This window comes from Streptomyces sp. NPDC015125 (genome assembly GCF_043080045.1).
Lineage (GTDB): Bacteria > Actinomycetota > Actinomycetes > Streptomycetales > Streptomycetaceae > Streptomyces.
Map to the genome: position 1 here is coordinate 1 of NZ_JBIBVF010000015.1, position 14,809 is coordinate 14,809.

Genomic DNA, 14,809 nt, shown 5'->3' on the forward strand with positions numbered 1-14,809 from the left:
TTCCAACCTTACCAGATCCGTTTCCGTCTCTGGCCCCCTGTTGGAGCGGGTCGGCCGTTCGGCTTTCGCTTTCCGGCCTTTCCGACTCTAGCAGACCCGATTTCGTTCCGTTGCCGGTCCGAATTCGTTTCCGATTACCCGTCGGAGGGGGTTCGCTTGGGGTGCGGCTTCTTTGCGTTGCCGCGCCTTTCGGCGTGATCACTACTTTAGCGGAATTCCTCGTTGACGCATAATCACGTCACGGTCGAATTTCGGCATGCCGAAATTGGTCCCGGTGAGGGGCCGTGCAGTAGTGGTGTGCCGCGAAGCGGCGGGATGGCTGCCGTGGGGCCTGTCGGCTCCGTGGCAACTCGGAGGACACTACACGAGGGGTTGGGGTTGTTCAAACCCGTGCCAGGGAAGGGTTTGCCGGGTACTTTGGGCCCATGACTACGCATGCGCTCGTACAGCTGTGGTGGCTCGCCTGACGGCGGCCGACCAGCAGCGCATGCATGACCACGGCCGCCGCTTCGGCGGCCGTTTGCGTATCTCCCTCCCGTAGCCGGCCGGCGAGGTCGGCGGTCTCGACACGCACTCGGCGTGAGTGCAGGAGTTCGGGAGAGACGGATGAACGAGATGGCGATGGCGGCCGGTGCGCGTAGGCGGATCTTCAGTGGGGTGAAGCCGACGGGGCATCTGACGCTGGGGAACTACCTCGGGGCAATGCGGCGGTGGGCCGAGGAGGACCAGCATCGTGCGGATGCACTGTTCTGCGTGGTGGATCTGCATGCGCTGACCGTGGAGCACGATCCGGCGCGGGTGCGGCGGCTCAGTCGGCAGGCCGCGACGTTGCTGTTGGCCGCGGGGCTGGATCCGGAGCTCTGCACGGTGTTTGTGCAGAGCCAGGTCGATGAGCATCTGCGGCTGTCGTATCTGATGGAGTGCACGGCCTCCGACGGTGAGATGCGGCGCATGATCCAGTACAAGGAGAAGGCCGCGCGCGAGCAGGCACGGGGCGGGAGCGTGCGGCTGTCGCTGCTGACGTATCCGGCGCTGATGGCGGCGGACATCCTGGCGTACGGGACGCATGAGGTGCCGGTGGGGGACGACCAGACACAGCATGTGGAGCTGACGCGGGATCTGGCGGTGCGGTTCAACCAGCGGTACGGAGCGACGTTCGTGGTGCCGAAGGCCACGCAGCCGGCGGTGGCGGCTCGGGTGATGGATCTGCAGGAGCCGACGTCGAAGATGGGGAAGTCGCACGCCCGGACCGCGGGGATCGTCTACGTACTGGATGAGCCCGAGGTGGTGCGGAAGAAGGTGATGCGGGCGGTGACGGATTCGGGGCGGGATGTCACGTATGAGCCGGAGCAGCGGCCCGGGGTGGCGAATGTGCTGGAGGTGCTGGCCGCGTGTGCGGGCGGTGATCCGCGGCGGCTGGCCGAGGAGTACGACTCGTGCGGCGCGTTGAAGAAGGACGTGGCGGAGGCCGTGGTGGAGCTGCTCCGGCCGGTGCAGGCGCGCCATGCGGAGCTGGCGGCGGACCCCGGGTATGTCGATGCCGTCCTGAGGGCCGGGGCCGAGCGGGCCCGGGGGCTGGCCAAGCCGCGGGTGGATGCGGCGTTCGAGGCGGTGGGGCTGCGGCCCATGGGGTGAGGGCCCGGGCTCAGGTGTCGTGGGGGTGGGCGGCCCGTCGGGGCGGCCCACTCCCCCGGGCTCCTGAGGGGTGGCGGCCCGGGTCGGCGGCCCGGGCGGCGGGGTCAGCCGTTGCCGGAGGCGAGTTCGCGGCTGCGGTCGCGGGCGGCCTCCAGGGCGGCGATCAGGGCGGCGCGTACGCCGTGGTTTTCGAGTTCGCGGATGGCATTGATGGTGGTGCCGGCCGGGGACGTGACGTTCTCACGGAGCTTGACGGGGTGTTCGCCGCTGTCGCGGAGCATCACCGCGGCGCCGATGGCGGCCTGGACGATGAGGTCGTGGGCCTTGTCGCGGGGCAGGCCGAGGAGGATGCCGGCGTCGGTCATGGCCTCGACGAGGAAGAAGAAGTACGCCGGGCCCGAGCCGGAGAGCGCGGTGCAGGCGTCCTGCTGGGACTCCGGGACGCGGAGGGTCTTGCCGACGCCGGAGAAGATCTCCTCGGCGCGGGTGAGGTGGGCGCCGGTGGCGTGGGTGCCGGCGGAGATGACGGACATCGCCTCGTCGACGAGGGCGGGGGTGTTCGTCATGACCCGTACGACCGGGGTGCCGGCGGCCAGGCGCTCCTCGAAGTAGGAGGTGGGGATGCCGGCGGCGCCGCTGATGACCAGGCGGTCGGCGGGGACGTGCGGGGCCAGCTCCGCCAGGAGGGTGCCCATGTCCTGGGGCTTGACGGTGAGGATGAGGGTGTCGGCGGACTTGGCGGCCTCGGCGTTGCTGACCGCTTCGACGCCGTACCGCTCATGGAGCTGTGCGGCGCGTTCCGGGCGGCGGGCGGTGACCAGGAGGTCGGAGGGTGCCCAGCCGCCTCGGATCATTCCGCCGAGCAGGGCTTCGCCGATTTTTCCGGTGCCGAGTACGGCGACCTTCTGGGTCATGCTGCGGTTCACCTCGCCGTGGTGCGTGCCTGATCGTTGCTCCGGTCATCCTCGCACCTGGGGGCATGCGGTGCCCGGCCGTATCGAGGGCCGGGACGGTGTCACCTCGTCCGGCGGCGGAGGGTGGCGGCGCCGAGGGCGAGGACGAGGAGGGCGCAGCCGCTGACGATGATCGCGTCGCGGACGAAGCCGCCGGTGATGTCGGGGTGGGTGAGGACCTCGTTCATGCCGTCGACGGCGTAGGACATCGGGAGGACGTCGGAGAGCGTCTCCAGGGCCGGCTGCATGGTGTCGCGCGGGGTGAACAGGCCGCAGAGCAGCAGCTGCGGCATCAGGACGGCGGGCATGAACTGGACGGCCTGGAATTCGGAGGCGGCGAAAGCCGAGACGAAGAGGCCGAGGGCGGTGCCGAGGAGGGCGTCCAGGACGGCGACGAGCAGGAGCAGCCAGGCGGAGCCGGTGATGTCGAGGCCGAGGACCCGGACGGACAGGGCCGTGGCGAGGGCCGACTGGACGATCGCCAGCAGGCCGAAGGCCAGGGCGTAACCGCTGATCAGGTCGGCCTTGCTGAGGGGCAGGGCGAGCAGGCGTTCCAGGGTTCCCGAGGTGCGTTCGCGGAGGGTGGCGATGGAGGTCACCAGGAACATCGTGATCATCGGGAAGATGCCGAGGAGCGAGGCGCCGATGCTGTTGAACGTCTCGGGGCGGGCGTCGAAGACGTAGCGGAGCAGGGCGATCATCACGCACGGGACGACGAGCATCAGCGCGATGGTGCGTGGGTCGTGGCGGAGCTGGCGCAGGACCCGGGCGGCGGTGGCCAGGGTGCGGGACGGGGAGAAGGGCGCGGTGGCGGAGTGCGGCGCGCGGGCGGAGTGCGGCGCGCCCGCGGGGAGGGATGCGGCGTCGGGAAGCGGTTCGGGGAGCCGTTCGGGAAGCGGTTCGGGGAGCGGTTCGGTGGTCATCGTGCTGATTCCTTGGGGGTGGCGGTGCCCGGCGCCGTCGAGCGGCCCGCGGCCCTGGCCTCGTCGACCAGATGGAGGAAGGCGGCCTCGACGGTCGGGGAGGCGGTGCGGTCACGGAGCGCGTCGGGTGCACCGTCGGCGAGGATGCGGCCCTCGCGCATCAGGAGCAGCCGGTGGCAACGCTCGGCCTCGTCCATGACGTGCGAGGAGACGAGGAGGGTGGCGCCGCGGTCGGTGGCGAGGGTGTGGAAGAGGTGCCACAGGTCGCGGCGGAGGACGGGGTCCAGGCCGACGGTGGGTTCGTCGAGGACGAGGAGTTCCGGGGCGCCGAGCAGGGCCACCGCGAGGGAGACCCGGCTGCGCTGACCGCCGGAGAGGTTGCCGGCGAGGGCGTCGGCTCGGGGGGCGAGGTCGACGTCGTCGATGACGCGGGCGACCGTCTCACGGCGCCGGGCGCGGGCGGCCCGACCGGGGTGCAGGACGGCGGCGAAGTAGTCGAGGTTCTGGCGGACGGTGAGGTCGTCGTAGATGGACGGGTCCTGGGTGACATAGCCGATGCGGGGGCGCAGCCGGGGGTCGCCGGCGGGGTGACCGAGGACGTCGAGGGTGCCGGTGACTTTGGCCTGGGTGCCGACGATGGCGCGCAGCAGGGTGGATTTGCCGCATCCGGAGGGGCCCAGGAGGCCGGTGATCCGACCGTGGGGCACGTCGAAGGTGAGGGCGTCGAGGACGGTGCGGCCGCCTCGGGCGACGGTGAGGTCGTGGGCGTGGACGGCGGGGATGACATGGACGGCGGTGCCGTGGGGGGCGTCGGGGGCGTCGGGGCCACGGCCATAATTCATCATGCGGTGAATAATGCGACCGGCCGAGTGGGGCGTCAAGGGCTCGGACGGGGCGGGTGGTCGGGTAGGGCGGGGCGAGGGGCGCGCTCAGGAGGGAGGGCGAGGGGCGGCTGAGGCATGGGGGTGGTGATGCGGGCGGGTGTGGTGCAGGGGCGGCGCATGGCGGTGCACCGTGCGCACCGGCGGACGCCGTAGTGAAGAGAACTGGCCGTTCGTGGTCGATAACTCCGCGTTTACAGGGTGGTTACAAACCGACTTGCGATCCTGCATGTTGGCTTGGACACAATGGGGGTGACCTGTCCAGCCGCGCCGGAAGGGGCGACGATGGCGAAGATCCGGGTCCGCGGCCTCGGCCGGCTCCTGTTGATCGTCGTGACCGTCGTGCTGGCCCTGTCCCTCGGCGCGGACGCCGTGTACGGAGAACACGCAGCGGCGGCACCGGTCACGAGCGGCGCCGGACGTACCGCGCCCTCGGGCACCGACCCCCGGGCGTCCGACACCTCGGAGAATCCGGAATCCGGCAGTGACCGCTGCCCGCCGCGCCGCGACGGGCGTTCCACGGCCTCGGTGTCCGCGCCGATGCCACCGGTCACCACCGTCTCGACCGCCGGACGGGGACGGGGACGGGGACGGACCGAGGGCGGGCTGAGCCTGACCGCTCCGCTGACCGGGCGGCAGGCCGTACCCCTGACGAGATCCGGCGAACTGCCGCTCCAACACGCCGTCTTCCGCTGCTGAGAGCCTGAGAGCTACCCCCAAGGGCCTCCCCCGGCCCGCGCATCCGAAGGGCCTCCTCGGCCCGCGTATCCGACGGATCCAGCCGTCACCTTCCCTCATGGCGCGCGCACCGCGCGGCAGTGCCCGGCAGCAGTCGTATCGCGGGCAACAGCCCGTCGAGCGTCGGCCGTTGGGCGCATCGCCCCGCGTCCGCTCGTGCGCATCCGTGCGCATCCGTGCGCATCCGTGCACGTTCGTCGGCGTCCGTTCGCGTTCGTCGGCGTCCGTTCGCGTCCCTGCGTATCCGTGTGTATCCGTGCGCCACCGCATCTCGCACTCGTTGGAGGCATCCCCATGCGTAGGTTCCGTGTTGCCCGTCAACGCCCGTTCCGGCCGTCCATACCGTCACGGCAGGCGCTGTCGGTCTGGCGCGCCGATGTCACCGCCTCGCTCGTCGTCTTTCTCGTCGCCGTCCCGTTGTGTGTCGGGGTGGCCGTCGCATCCGGAGTGCCGGCCGAACTGGGGCTGGTCACCGGGATCGTCGGCGGACTGCTCACCGGGTTACTGCCCGGCAGCAGTCTGCAGGTCAGCGGCCCGGCCGCGGGGCTGACCGTGCTGGTCTACGAGGCCGTGCAGGAGTACGGGCTCGGCACCCTGGGTGCGCTGGTGCTGATCGCCGGGGTGCTGCAGCTGGCCATGGGGGCACTGCGGCTCGGGCGCTGGTTCCGGGCCATCTCGGTGGCGGTCGTCCAGGGGATGCTCGCGGGCATCGGGCTGGTGCTGATCGCCGGGCAGCTGTACGCCCTGGTGGACGCCAAGGCGCCGGGCGGCGGGCCGGCGAATCTGAGCGGGCTGCCGAAACTGGCGGCGGACACCGCCGGGTCCGGCGCCTCGCTCGCGGCACTGGCGGTGGGCGCGGGGACCATTGTGCTGCTGGTGCTGTGGCCCAAGTGGCGGCGCGCGGCGCGGGTGGTGCCGGCGCCGCTGGTGGCCGTGGCGCTGGCGACGGTCGTGGTGTGGGTGCTGGAGCTGCCGGTGGCCCGGGTCGAGGTGGCGGGCCTGCTGGAAGTCGTCCAGCCGCCGGGCGGCGCGGACTTCCTGCGGCTGACGGAGGCGGGGGCGGTGGCCGGTGCGCTGGGCACCGTGCTGGCGTTCACCCTGATCGCATCGGCGGAGTCGCTGTTCTCCGCGGCCGCGGTGGACCGGCTGCACGACGGGCCGCGGACCGATTACGACAAGGAGCTGATGGCCCAGGGCGCGGGCAACACGGTGTGCGGCCTGCTGGGGGCGCTGCCGATGACCGCGGTGATCGTCCGCAGCGCCGCGAATGTGCACGCCGGGGCCCGGACAAAGGCCTCGCGGGTGCTGCACGGGGCGTGGCTGCTGCTCTTCGCGGTGGCCATCCCGGCGGCGCTGGGCGTGGTTCCGCTCGCGGCGCTGGCCGGCGTACTGGTGCATGCGGGCGGCAAGTTGCTGCCGGTGAAGCAGTGGCGTCCGCTGTGGCGCGAGCACCGGGGTGAGGCCGTGGTGCTCGCCTCGACGGCGGTGGCGATCGTGGCCACCAACATGTTCGAGGGGGTGCTGCTGGGGCTGCTGATGGCGGTGGCCAAGTCGGCGTGGGAGACCTCGCACGTCCACCTGGAGATCGTGGGGCTGGACGAGCCGGAGTCCCCGGACTCCGGGGACTCCGTGGCCGGCGGCGCCACGGCCGACCGCGGGACGGGCGGACGCACCACCGACGGACACGGGGTGGACGGAGGCAGGCCGGACGGACCCGGGACACGGGCGACCGGCGGAGACGGAACCCGCGGGACGGGTGGAGATGGAACCCGCGGGACGGGTGGCTCGGGCCCCCGGCGCCCCCTTCTCGTACGGGCCCTGGGCCATGCCACCTTCCTGCGGCTGCCGAAGCTGCTCGACCAGTTGGAGGCGCTGCCCAAGGACCGGGAGATCCAGCTCGATCTGTCCGGGCTGCGGCATCTCGACCATGCGTGTGCGGCGGCGCTCGGCAGCTGGGAGGAGCAGCAGCGGCGCGGACCGGACGGGCCCACCCGGCAGAAAACACCGTCCATCGCCCCGTAAGGCACCCCCGGGGGAAAGGACCGGCGTTGCGGCGGAAATGACCGTAGGGTCGGCATGCTCGTGACCGCCGACCCTTGGAGCGCTGTGAATCGCCGGCCTTTCCGCTGCTGCGGTGCGACCGCCGCCCTGTCCGTCGCCCTGCTGCTCTCCTCGTGCACACACGGCGCCGTGGGCGTCCGGGGGGCGGCGGGCAGCGGCGGGGTGGGCGATCCGCTCTTCCCGGCGCTCGGCAACGGCGGCTATCAGGTGCGCCATTACGGGCTCGATCTCGACTACGACGTGAAGAAGAAACGGCTGGACGCGACCGCCGAGATCACCTCCGAGGCCACCGAGGACCTGCGGTCCTTCCAGCTCGATCTGCAGGGACTGCGGGTGTCGGACGTACGGGTCGACGGCAAGGACGCCGCGTTCTCCCGTAAGGGGCACAAGCTGATCGTCCGGCCGGCCGAGAGCCTCAGGAAAGGCGCACAGTTCCGTACGACCGTCGACTACTCCGGCACACCGCAGGAGTTGAAGGATCCGGACGGCACGACGGAGGGCTGGGTCAAGACCGCCGACGGGGCGTTCGTCTCGGGCGAGCCCGCCGGGTCCATGACCTGGTTCCCCGGCAACAACCACCCCGAGGACAAGGCGGCCTACGACTTCACGATCACCGTCCCGAAGGGCTATACCGCCGTCGCCAACGGGGATCTGCGGTCGGAGAAAACGGCCGGGGGCCGGACCACTTTCCGGTGGCACAACGGGCAGCCCATGGCCAGTTACCTCGCCACCGCCACCATCGGCCGATTCGATGTCCACCGGTCCCGTACGCCCGACGGGCTGCCGCTGTACGTCGCGGTGGACCCGGCGGAGGCCAAGGCGAGCAAGGGGCCGCTGGAGCAGTTGCCGGAGATCCTGAAGTGGGAGAGCGGGCTGTTCGGCCGCTATCCCTTCTCCTCCGCGGGCGCGATCGTCGATCACACCCCGGCCCGGATCACGTGGATGGCGCTGGAGTCCCAGACCAAGCCGGTCTACGCCGGGGCGCCGGACACCGTGACCGTGGTGCACGAGATGGCCCACCAGTGGTTCGGCGACTCGGTGACCCCTAAGACCTGGAAGGACACCTGGCTCAACGAGGCCTTTGCGACCTACGCCGAATGGCTGTGGGAGGAGCACAAGGGCGGCAAGACCCCGCAGCAGCAGTTCGATGCGCTCTACAAGGACAAGACGGACCCGCAGCGCTGGGCCTTCCCGCCCGGCAATCCGGGCAAGGCGAAGAATGTGACCGGGGTTCCCGTCTACGAGCGGGGCGCGATGCTGCTCCAGGAACTGCGGAACGCGGTCGGCGACAAGACTTTCTTCCAGATCCTGAAGGAGTGGCCCGCCAAGTACCGCTACTCCACCGCCGACTCGAAGGAATTCATCGCCTTCTGCCAGGAACGCACGGACGTGGATCTGACCGGGCTGTTCGACAAATGGCTGTACGGCAAGGGGAAGCCGGAACGGGAGCGGGAGCGGGAGCGGGAACGGGCACGGGAGTAGCGGCCGGGGCGGGAAGGCGAGCGGGCCGGGTGCGCCACCGGCCGGCTTCACCCCCTGCCGATAACCGGTCGAGGCCGCGGTGGAGGGGGATGTCGAGGGGGATGTCGAGGGGGATGTCGAGGTGGCCGAGCTTGTCGGGGCTGATGACGGCGTCCACCTCCGTGATTCGCCCGGCGTGGACGATGAAGGCGAACACCCCGGACTGCGTGCCCGCCGGGTCGACGAAGACCAGCCCGGTGGCCCCGTTGACCTCCGCCAACGCGGCCCGCATCCCGGCCCGTTGGATGCCACGGGTGACCAGGCCCCGCATATAGCGGGCGACCTTCTCGCGACCCAGCACCGGCCGGCGGGCGGCACGCACCTTGCCGCCGCCGTCCGAACGCCAGACGACCTCCGGGGTACGGCCGACCGCGGAGCCGGCACCTCCTGAACGGAGCCGCACGCATGGCACATTGGGTGAACCGGAGCCGGGGGTGCTTTTACCGGACCGCACACACAGGTTCCCGCGGGTTCGAGGAGCAGAATCCAGAAACCTGCGCGTTTTCGCCCTCGACCTGCCGGCCCACAGACCTGACCATCTTCTGAGGCCGGGCCACCGCCCGGCGGCCCGGCCGGGCGAAAGACCGCAGGGACCGCACGGACCGCACGGACCACACAGACCGCACGGACCACACAGACCGCACGGACCAGAGAGGGCAGTGAGAGGCGATATGCGCGCACGGGGCATCAACTACGACACCGGCTTCCTCCCCGGCGAGGAGCTCTCCCGCAAGACCTTCACCGTCGAGGCGGTGCGCCAGGACCTCGCCGTGATCGCCGGTGAGCTGCACTGCGACGCGGTGCGGATATCGGGCGGCGATCCGGAGCGGCTGAGCCTCGCCGCACGGTGCGCCGCGGACGCCGGTCTGGAGGTGTGGTTCGCGCCGTTCCCGGTGGATCTCACGACCGCGGAGCTGCTGCCGTTCTTCGCCGACTGCGCGGAGCGGGCCGAGGCCGTACGGGCGGGCGGGGCGGAGGTGGTGTTCGTCGCCGGGTGCGAGCTGAGCGCGTTCTGTGCGGGCTTCATCCCCGGCGACACCTACAGCGAGCGGCTGCAGGCGATGGTCACCGCCGACCTGGACTGGTGGATGGCGCTGGGCCCCGTGCAGGAGCGGCTCAACGGCTTCCTCGCCGAGACCGCCGCGCAGGTCCGCTCCCGCTTCGGCGGCCGGATCAGCTACGCCTCGGGACCGTGGGAGTCCGTCGACTGGCAGCCGTTCGACATCATCGGCGTGGACGCGTACCGGGCCGCGTACAACGCCACGACGTTCCGGGACGAACTGCGGGCGCACGTCGGCCAGGGCAAGCCGGTCGCGGTGACCGAGTTCGGCACCTGCGCCTACCGGGGCGCGGGCGAGCGGGGCGGGATGGCCTGGCAGCCGCCGGAGGGCGCGGAGCCCGACGAAGGTGAGCAGGTGCGCTACCTCACCGAGTTGCTGGACATCTTCGAGGAGGAGGGCGTGGACACCGCGCTCTGGTTCACCTTCGCCGCCTTCCAGACCCGCAAGGGCGTGGACCTCTCCTCGTACGGTGTGGTCCGGATGCTCGACGAGACGCGCTGGGAGCCGCGGGAGGTGTTCCGCACGATGGCGGCACGGTACGCGAAGCGCTGAGACTCCGGCCCGGTGCGTTGAAGCGCTGAGACTGCGGCCCCGTGCGTTGAAGCGCTGAGACTCCGGCCCGTTCAGCGGCGCTTCTTGGGCCGGGACTTCTTGGCGGCCGGATTGCCGGTACGGGCGCCGCGGCGGCGTTCGTGCCGCTCTCGGGCCGCGGCGTACTCGGCGCGGTGCAGCTTCTCCCCCGGGGCCTCGACGAGGCTGCGGCAGAAATAGGCGAGCAGCGAGCCGATGAAGCCGATCAGCATCAGGCCCTGGGAGGACGTGTCGGCCGCGCTCCGGGCGGCCGGATCGGGGCGGCGGACGAAGCCGTCCCAGGTACGGCGGAAGGCCAGGGCGCTGCAGATGGCGAAGCCGGCAACGACGAGGATGCCGACGAACCGGCCGACGGCGGCGATCTCCAGCCCCTGGAACGCAAAGCGCAGCACGACCGCCCCGGCCGCGGCGAGCGCGAGCGAGCCCACCGCGACACCGGCCCGGCGCAGGCCGTAGCCGCCGTCGTGGTGGACCCAGGTGGTGCCGAAGAACCGGATCTCCGCCGGCTCGGGGCCGCCACGCTCGGGCGCCCCGGGCCCGGAACCGCCGGGCTCCGGGTTTCCGGCGGGCGTCTGCTCATCGCTCATGGCAGCGATTATCCCCGGCGGGTCCGGTGTCCGGCGGTGTGGTGGTGCCGTCGTGGTGGTGACGTCGTGGTGGTGTGGTGGTGCCGTCGTGTGGTGGTGACGCGGTGGTGTGGTGGTGCCGCGGCGTGCGCGGCCGCGGGCCTGCCTGCCCCTCGGCCGCGCGGCGTTCCGGTCCCGCGGCGCTCCCGTCCCGCGCCTCAGTTCGTGCAGCGCGGCGCGACCATGCCACTGCTGCCCGTCCGGACGTACGCATCGGCGACGTACTGGCCGGCCCCGATGCTGTCCCAGATGTCCGAGGTGCCGTACGGGCCGCTGACCGACTGGCCGTGGCGCTGGCAGCGGATCTGGATCCGGGCCCCTTCCTCCAGCTGGCGGACGACCGGGTAGTTGGTGCCGGGGCCCTGCCGGACCTTGACGCGGTAGCCGGGTGCGACGGGATAGGCGGGGCCGCCGGACGCGGCGGCGAGCAACTGCTCCCCGGCCGGTTCCACGGAGCCGAGATCGTCCTGAGTCGTCATGGTGTTCTCCCCCGTTGACGAAGCGCGTGAAGGCGCTCGTGATACTGCCCGCGACCAAGCTGCGGTGCGGTTCTGCCACGGCACGCTAGCAAGCCTCACTCATTTCGTACGTGCCATCGACTAAGCTCCGCGCGTCGCATCTGCGACCGCATGGCAAGGGAACAACACGGGGGTGGGAACCATGCCATCGCTGCGCAGTTCCGGGGTCGGCCCGGAAGCGGAGCATCCGGAATACGCCGGCCAATACCGCCTGGAGGCACGGCTCGGCTCCGGCGGTATGGGCGTGGTCCATCTGGCGCGCTCGTCGTCCGGACTGCTGCTCGCGGTCAAGGTCGTCCATGCCGAATTCGCCCAGGACCCGGAGTTCCGCGGGCGGTTCCGGCAGGAAGTGGCCGCCGCGCGGCGGGTCAGCGGGGCCTTCACCGCGCCCGTCGTGGACGCCGATCCGGACGCCGACCGCCCCTGGATGGCGACCCTCCACATTCCCGGCCCGACCCTTTCCGATCATGTGAAGCGGAAGGGCCCGCTGGCCGTCGGCGAGGTGCGGCGGCTGGCCGCGGGGCTCGCCGAGGCGCTGCGCGACATCCATCGCGCGGGAGTGGTGCACCGCGACCTCAAGCCGGGAAATGTTCTGCTGGCCGCCGATGGGCCGAAAGTCATCGACTTCGGCATCTCCCGGCCGTCCGACAGCGAAATGCGCACCGAGACCGGCAAGTTGATCGGTACGCCGCCCTTCATGGCGCCCGAACAGTTCCAGCGGCCACGCGAGGTGGGACCGGCGGCGGATGTCTTCGCACTGGGTTCGGTCCTGGTGCATGCCGCCACCGGAAGCGGCCCGTTCGACTCGGAGAGCCCCTACATCGTCGCGTACCAGGTGGTGCACGACGACGCCGATCTGGCGGGCGTACCGGCGGAGTTGGTACCGCTGATCGAGAGCTGCCTGGCGAAGGACCCGGCGGACCGGCCGACGCCGGGCACGCTGATGGAGCTGCTGCGGACGGATGCGCCGCATGGTGCGCCGCTGGGTGTGCCGCAGGGCGCGCCGCAGGGCGCCGCGCTGACGGTGAGCGTGCTGCCGGATGGCTTGTTGCCGGACGGTATGCCGCGGGACGGTTCGTCGACGGACGACGGTTCGTCGCCGGACCCGACGGTGGGCGGTGCGGCGGCGGGCGGTGCGGCGGCGGGCGGTGCGGCGGCGGGCGGTGCGGCGGCGGAGGAGGTACGGATACCGGAACAGCGGCAGCGCGAGCAGCGGCAACAGCGGGAGCAGCGGGAGCAGCGGCAGCCGGAAGAGCCCCCGCCCGGGCAGCTCACGCCCGGGCAGCTCACGCCGGTACGGGACGGGGCCACCCCGCCGCGTGCCGGGGCGACGCATGTCCGCGTCCCCGTGCCCGTCGAGAGCCCCGCCGAAGGCAGCGCCGGGAGCTCCGCCGACGCCGGGCCCCCGGCCGCCCCCACCAGCCCTGCCAGCCCCACCGACCCCATCGATCCCATCGATCCCATCGATCCCACCGACACAGCCAGCCCCACCGGGCCCCGCCGCCCCGCCCGTTCCCGTTCCCATTCCCGTTCCCGTTCCCGCCGTTGGCCCCTCTGGGCCGCGCTCGCCCTGGTCGTGACCGGCGCCGGGGCGTACGCAGGCGTCCGCACGCTGGCCCTGGGCGAGAACGGGCCGGACCCTGCCCTGCAGACCCGTCCGTCGCACCTCGACCGCACCGCCTTCCACCCGTGGCGGACCACGCTCGTCGAACGCCCCGAGGGCCACGACGCCGAAATGCCGTTCTGCACCACCGGATCCGGCGCCGTCTTCTGCGGCCAGTCCGGCGTCCCGGCCGCCCGGCTCCACCCGGACACCGGCCACCCGGCATGGCAGCGCACGGACCGCCGCTCCCAGGGCAAGAACGCCGCCGAGTTCGCCGCGTCGCCGACCCCGCCGGTGCTCTCCGGCGGTCTGCTGTACGTCTTCTCCGGCGACGGCAAGCAGCTCAGCGCCCTCGACCCCTCGGCCGACGGCAAGGGCGCCACCCGCTGGACGAAGGACGTCTCCGGATACGAGGGCCAGACCAGGATCGTCGGGAACCGCATCCTGCTGACGGCCGCCGACGGCACGGTCACCGCGCTGGACAGCGCGACCCACCGCCGGCGCTGGCACAAACGCTTCCCCGGCCACCAGCTGCCGCTCTTCTCCTCCTTCGGCGACGCGCACACCGCCTATGCCGCCGAGGGCACCCCCGACGGAACCGGCACCCAGGTCACCGCCATCGACCCGGGCGACGGCACCGTCCGCTGGTCCCGGCGGCTGCCCGGCACCCTCGCCCTGGCCGGAACCGGTACGTCCGGGGCCCTCTATCTGACCGTCACCGACCCGAAGTTCACGTTCCGCACCCTCGCCGTCGTGCGCTACGACCCGGCCACCGGGCACACCAGGCGCCTCCCGCTGGCCGCGCCGCTCGACCAAGTGGCCGCCGTGGTGCACGGCGAGTCCGTGTATCTGCTGGCCGAGGGCGGGGCGCTGCAGGCCGTCGGGGAGCGGAAGTGGGACACCGAGACCTCGGTCAGCCAGGGCTCGGCGCCGGTGGTGAGCGGCGACCGGCTGTATTTCACCGCGGCGGACGGCCGGCTGCTGGCGGTCGACACCCGCTCCGGCGGCCTGCTCGGCCAGACCCCGCCACGGCTGGACGGCCGCCGTCACAACGGCTATCTGCAGATGCTGCCCGCCCCGCAGGTGGATGCGGCCCGCGGCCGGATCTACGCGGCCGCGCCGGACGGCACCGTCTTCGCCGCGGCCACCGGGGACCCGGCCGCCTGGTGACCGCCGGGGCGCGCACCGCCCGGGGCATGGCAGCGGCAGGCACAGGCTTCCCGCCGGACCCCGGGCACGGCGGCGGCCTCGGTCCCCGGGCTGCCCTTGGTGCACCTCGTGTGCGTGCCGACATGGCACGCCGGGGAGACGTACGGGACGCGCGCGGTCACCGGGCCGCCCCGTTGAGCACGGCGATGAGCCGGTGCGTCGTCTCCAGGTTGCAGCGCCCCAACTCGATGAGCGGACGCGGCTGCGCATAGCCGTACGACACGGGGTCCACACCGAGTGACGGCAGCACGATGCCGGCGCGTTTCAGCGCCGCGGCCAGCTCGGCGCAGGCCGCCTCGGCCTCTTCCCTCTTGCCGTCCGCCGCCCGTCGTCATCAGCACCGCTCCTGTCTGCCGTTTTCCTGCTTGGAGGACCGGAGCGCAACTACTGTGTGTGTTCCGGCCCTTACGAGAATGGGCCAGGAAAAGGGCGCGAATGCCGCTTGCGGGCCGTATTTCGCGACCACGCACCGTTAGTTCCACACCTTCC

The 14,809-nt window shown here is 71.9% G+C and carries 11 protein-coding genes; 6 read left to right on the forward strand and 5 right to left on the reverse strand.

What is annotated here, in order from left to right:
• Window positions 1–606: 606 nt before the first annotated feature.
• On the forward strand, window positions 607–1,635 hold the full coding sequence (gene trpS / locus ACF088_RS26785; protein WP_392378375.1) for a tryptophan--tRNA ligase: 1,029 nt from the start codon (window positions 607–609) through the stop codon (window positions 1,633–1,635).
• A 104-nt stretch (window positions 1,636–1,739) separates the two neighbouring features.
• Here the strand turns inward: trpS and proC are convergent, their stop codons facing one another.
• From proC to ACF088_RS26800, 3 genes are all read right to left on the reverse strand, one after another.
• Window positions 1,740–2,549 (reverse strand): pyrroline-5-carboxylate reductase, encoded by an 810-nt coding sequence (gene proC, locus ACF088_RS26790; RefSeq protein WP_392378377.1) that lies wholly within the window; start codon window positions 2,547–2,549, stop codon window positions 1,740–1,742.
• A gap of 101 nt (window positions 2,550–2,650) precedes the next feature.
• On the reverse strand, window positions 2,651–3,511 hold the full coding sequence (locus ACF088_RS26795; RefSeq protein ID WP_392378378.1) for an ABC transporter permease: 861 nt from the start codon (window positions 3,509–3,511) through the stop codon (window positions 2,651–2,653).
• Window positions 3,508–4,356: an ABC transporter ATP-binding protein gene (locus ACF088_RS26800; RefSeq protein ID WP_392378379.1), complete on the reverse strand. Its 849-nt coding sequence runs from the start codon at window positions 4,354–4,356 to the stop codon at window positions 3,508–3,510. Before ACF088_RS26800 ends, ACF088_RS26795 begins: the two co-directional genes overlap by 4 nt.
• 321 nt (window positions 4,357–4,677) lie before the next feature.
• Between ACF088_RS26800 and ACF088_RS26805 the strand changes: the two genes are divergently transcribed.
• From ACF088_RS26805 to ACF088_RS26820, 4 genes are all read left to right on the forward strand, one after another.
• A complete protein-coding gene (locus ACF088_RS26805; RefSeq protein ID WP_392378380.1) occupies window positions 4,678–5,091 on the forward strand; it encodes a hypothetical protein in 414 nt (137 codons plus the stop codon).
• A 333-nt stretch (window positions 5,092–5,424) separates the two neighbouring features.
• The gene (locus ACF088_RS26810) at window positions 5,425–7,152 is read left to right on the forward strand and encodes a SulP family inorganic anion transporter (RefSeq protein ID WP_392378381.1); all 1,728 of its coding nucleotides are present in this window, start codon (window positions 5,425–5,427) and stop codon (window positions 7,150–7,152) included.
• Window positions 7,153–7,236: 84 nt separating this feature from the next.
• On the forward strand, window positions 7,237–8,673 hold the full coding sequence (locus ACF088_RS26815; RefSeq protein ID WP_392378382.1) for a M1 family metallopeptidase: 1,437 nt from the start codon (window positions 7,237–7,239) through the stop codon (window positions 8,671–8,673).
• Window positions 8,674–9,383: 710 nt separating this feature from the next.
• Window positions 9,384–10,325 (forward strand): hypothetical protein, encoded by a 942-nt coding sequence (locus ACF088_RS26820; RefSeq protein WP_392378383.1) that lies wholly within the window; start codon window positions 9,384–9,386, stop codon window positions 10,323–10,325.
• Window positions 10,326–10,396: 71 nt separating this feature from the next.
• Here the strand turns inward: ACF088_RS26820 and ACF088_RS26825 are convergent, their stop codons facing one another.
• Both ACF088_RS26825 and ACF088_RS26830 read right to left on the reverse strand, forming a co-directional pair.
• Complete coding sequence (locus tag ACF088_RS26825; protein WP_392378384.1) at window positions 10,397–10,951, reverse strand: hypothetical protein; 555 nt, start codon at window positions 10,949–10,951, stop codon at window positions 10,397–10,399.
• A 197-nt stretch (window positions 10,952–11,148) separates the two neighbouring features.
• Window positions 11,149–11,469: a peptidase gene (locus ACF088_RS26830; RefSeq protein ID WP_392378385.1), complete on the reverse strand. Its 321-nt coding sequence runs from the start codon at window positions 11,467–11,469 to the stop codon at window positions 11,149–11,151.
• Between the two features lie 181 nt (window positions 11,470–11,650).
• Between ACF088_RS26830 and ACF088_RS26835 the strand changes: the two genes are divergently transcribed.
• Window positions 11,651–14,281 carry a PQQ-binding-like beta-propeller repeat protein gene (locus ACF088_RS26835; protein ID WP_392378564.1) on the forward strand — a complete coding sequence of 877 codons (2,631 nt, stop codon included), beginning with the start codon at window positions 11,651–11,653 and terminating at the stop codon, window positions 14,279–14,281.
• The last annotated feature ends 528 nt before the right edge of the window (window positions 14,282–14,809 follow it).

What these genes read in the sequence shown, in the direction of transcription:
- trpS (WP_392378375.1), top strand. Translation starts at nt 607, where the DNA reads ATGAACGAGATGGCGATGGCGGCCGGTGCGCGTAGGCGGATCTTCAGT.
- ACF088_RS26795 (WP_392378378.1), bottom strand. Translation starts at nt 3,511, where the DNA reads ATGACCACCGAACCGCTCCCCGAACCGCTTCCCGAACGGCTCCCCGAA.
- ACF088_RS26825 (WP_392378384.1), bottom strand. Translation starts at nt 10,951, where the DNA reads ATGAGCGATGAGCAGACGCCCGCCGGAAACCCGGAGCCCGGCGGTTCC.
- ACF088_RS26810 (WP_392378381.1), top strand. Translation starts at nt 5,425, where the DNA reads ATGCGTAGGTTCCGTGTTGCCCGTCAACGCCCGTTCCGGCCGTCCATA.
- proC (WP_392378377.1), bottom strand. Translation starts at nt 2,549, where the DNA reads ATGACCCAGAAGGTCGCCGTACTCGGCACCGGAAAAATCGGCGAAGCC.
- ACF088_RS26805 (WP_392378380.1), top strand. Translation starts at nt 4,678, where the DNA reads ATGGCGAAGATCCGGGTCCGCGGCCTCGGCCGGCTCCTGTTGATCGTC.
- ACF088_RS26800 (WP_392378379.1), bottom strand. Translation starts at nt 4,356, where the DNA reads ATGATGAATTATGGCCGTGGCCCCGACGCCCCCGACGCCCCCCACGGC.
- ACF088_RS26830 (WP_392378385.1), bottom strand. Translation starts at nt 11,469, where the DNA reads ATGACGACTCAGGACGATCTCGGCTCCGTGGAACCGGCCGGGGAGCAG.
- ACF088_RS26820 (WP_392378383.1), top strand. Translation starts at nt 9,384, where the DNA reads ATGCGCGCACGGGGCATCAACTACGACACCGGCTTCCTCCCCGGCGAG.
- ACF088_RS26835 (WP_392378564.1), top strand. Translation starts at nt 11,651, where the DNA reads ATGCCATCGCTGCGCAGTTCCGGGGTCGGCCCGGAAGCGGAGCATCCG.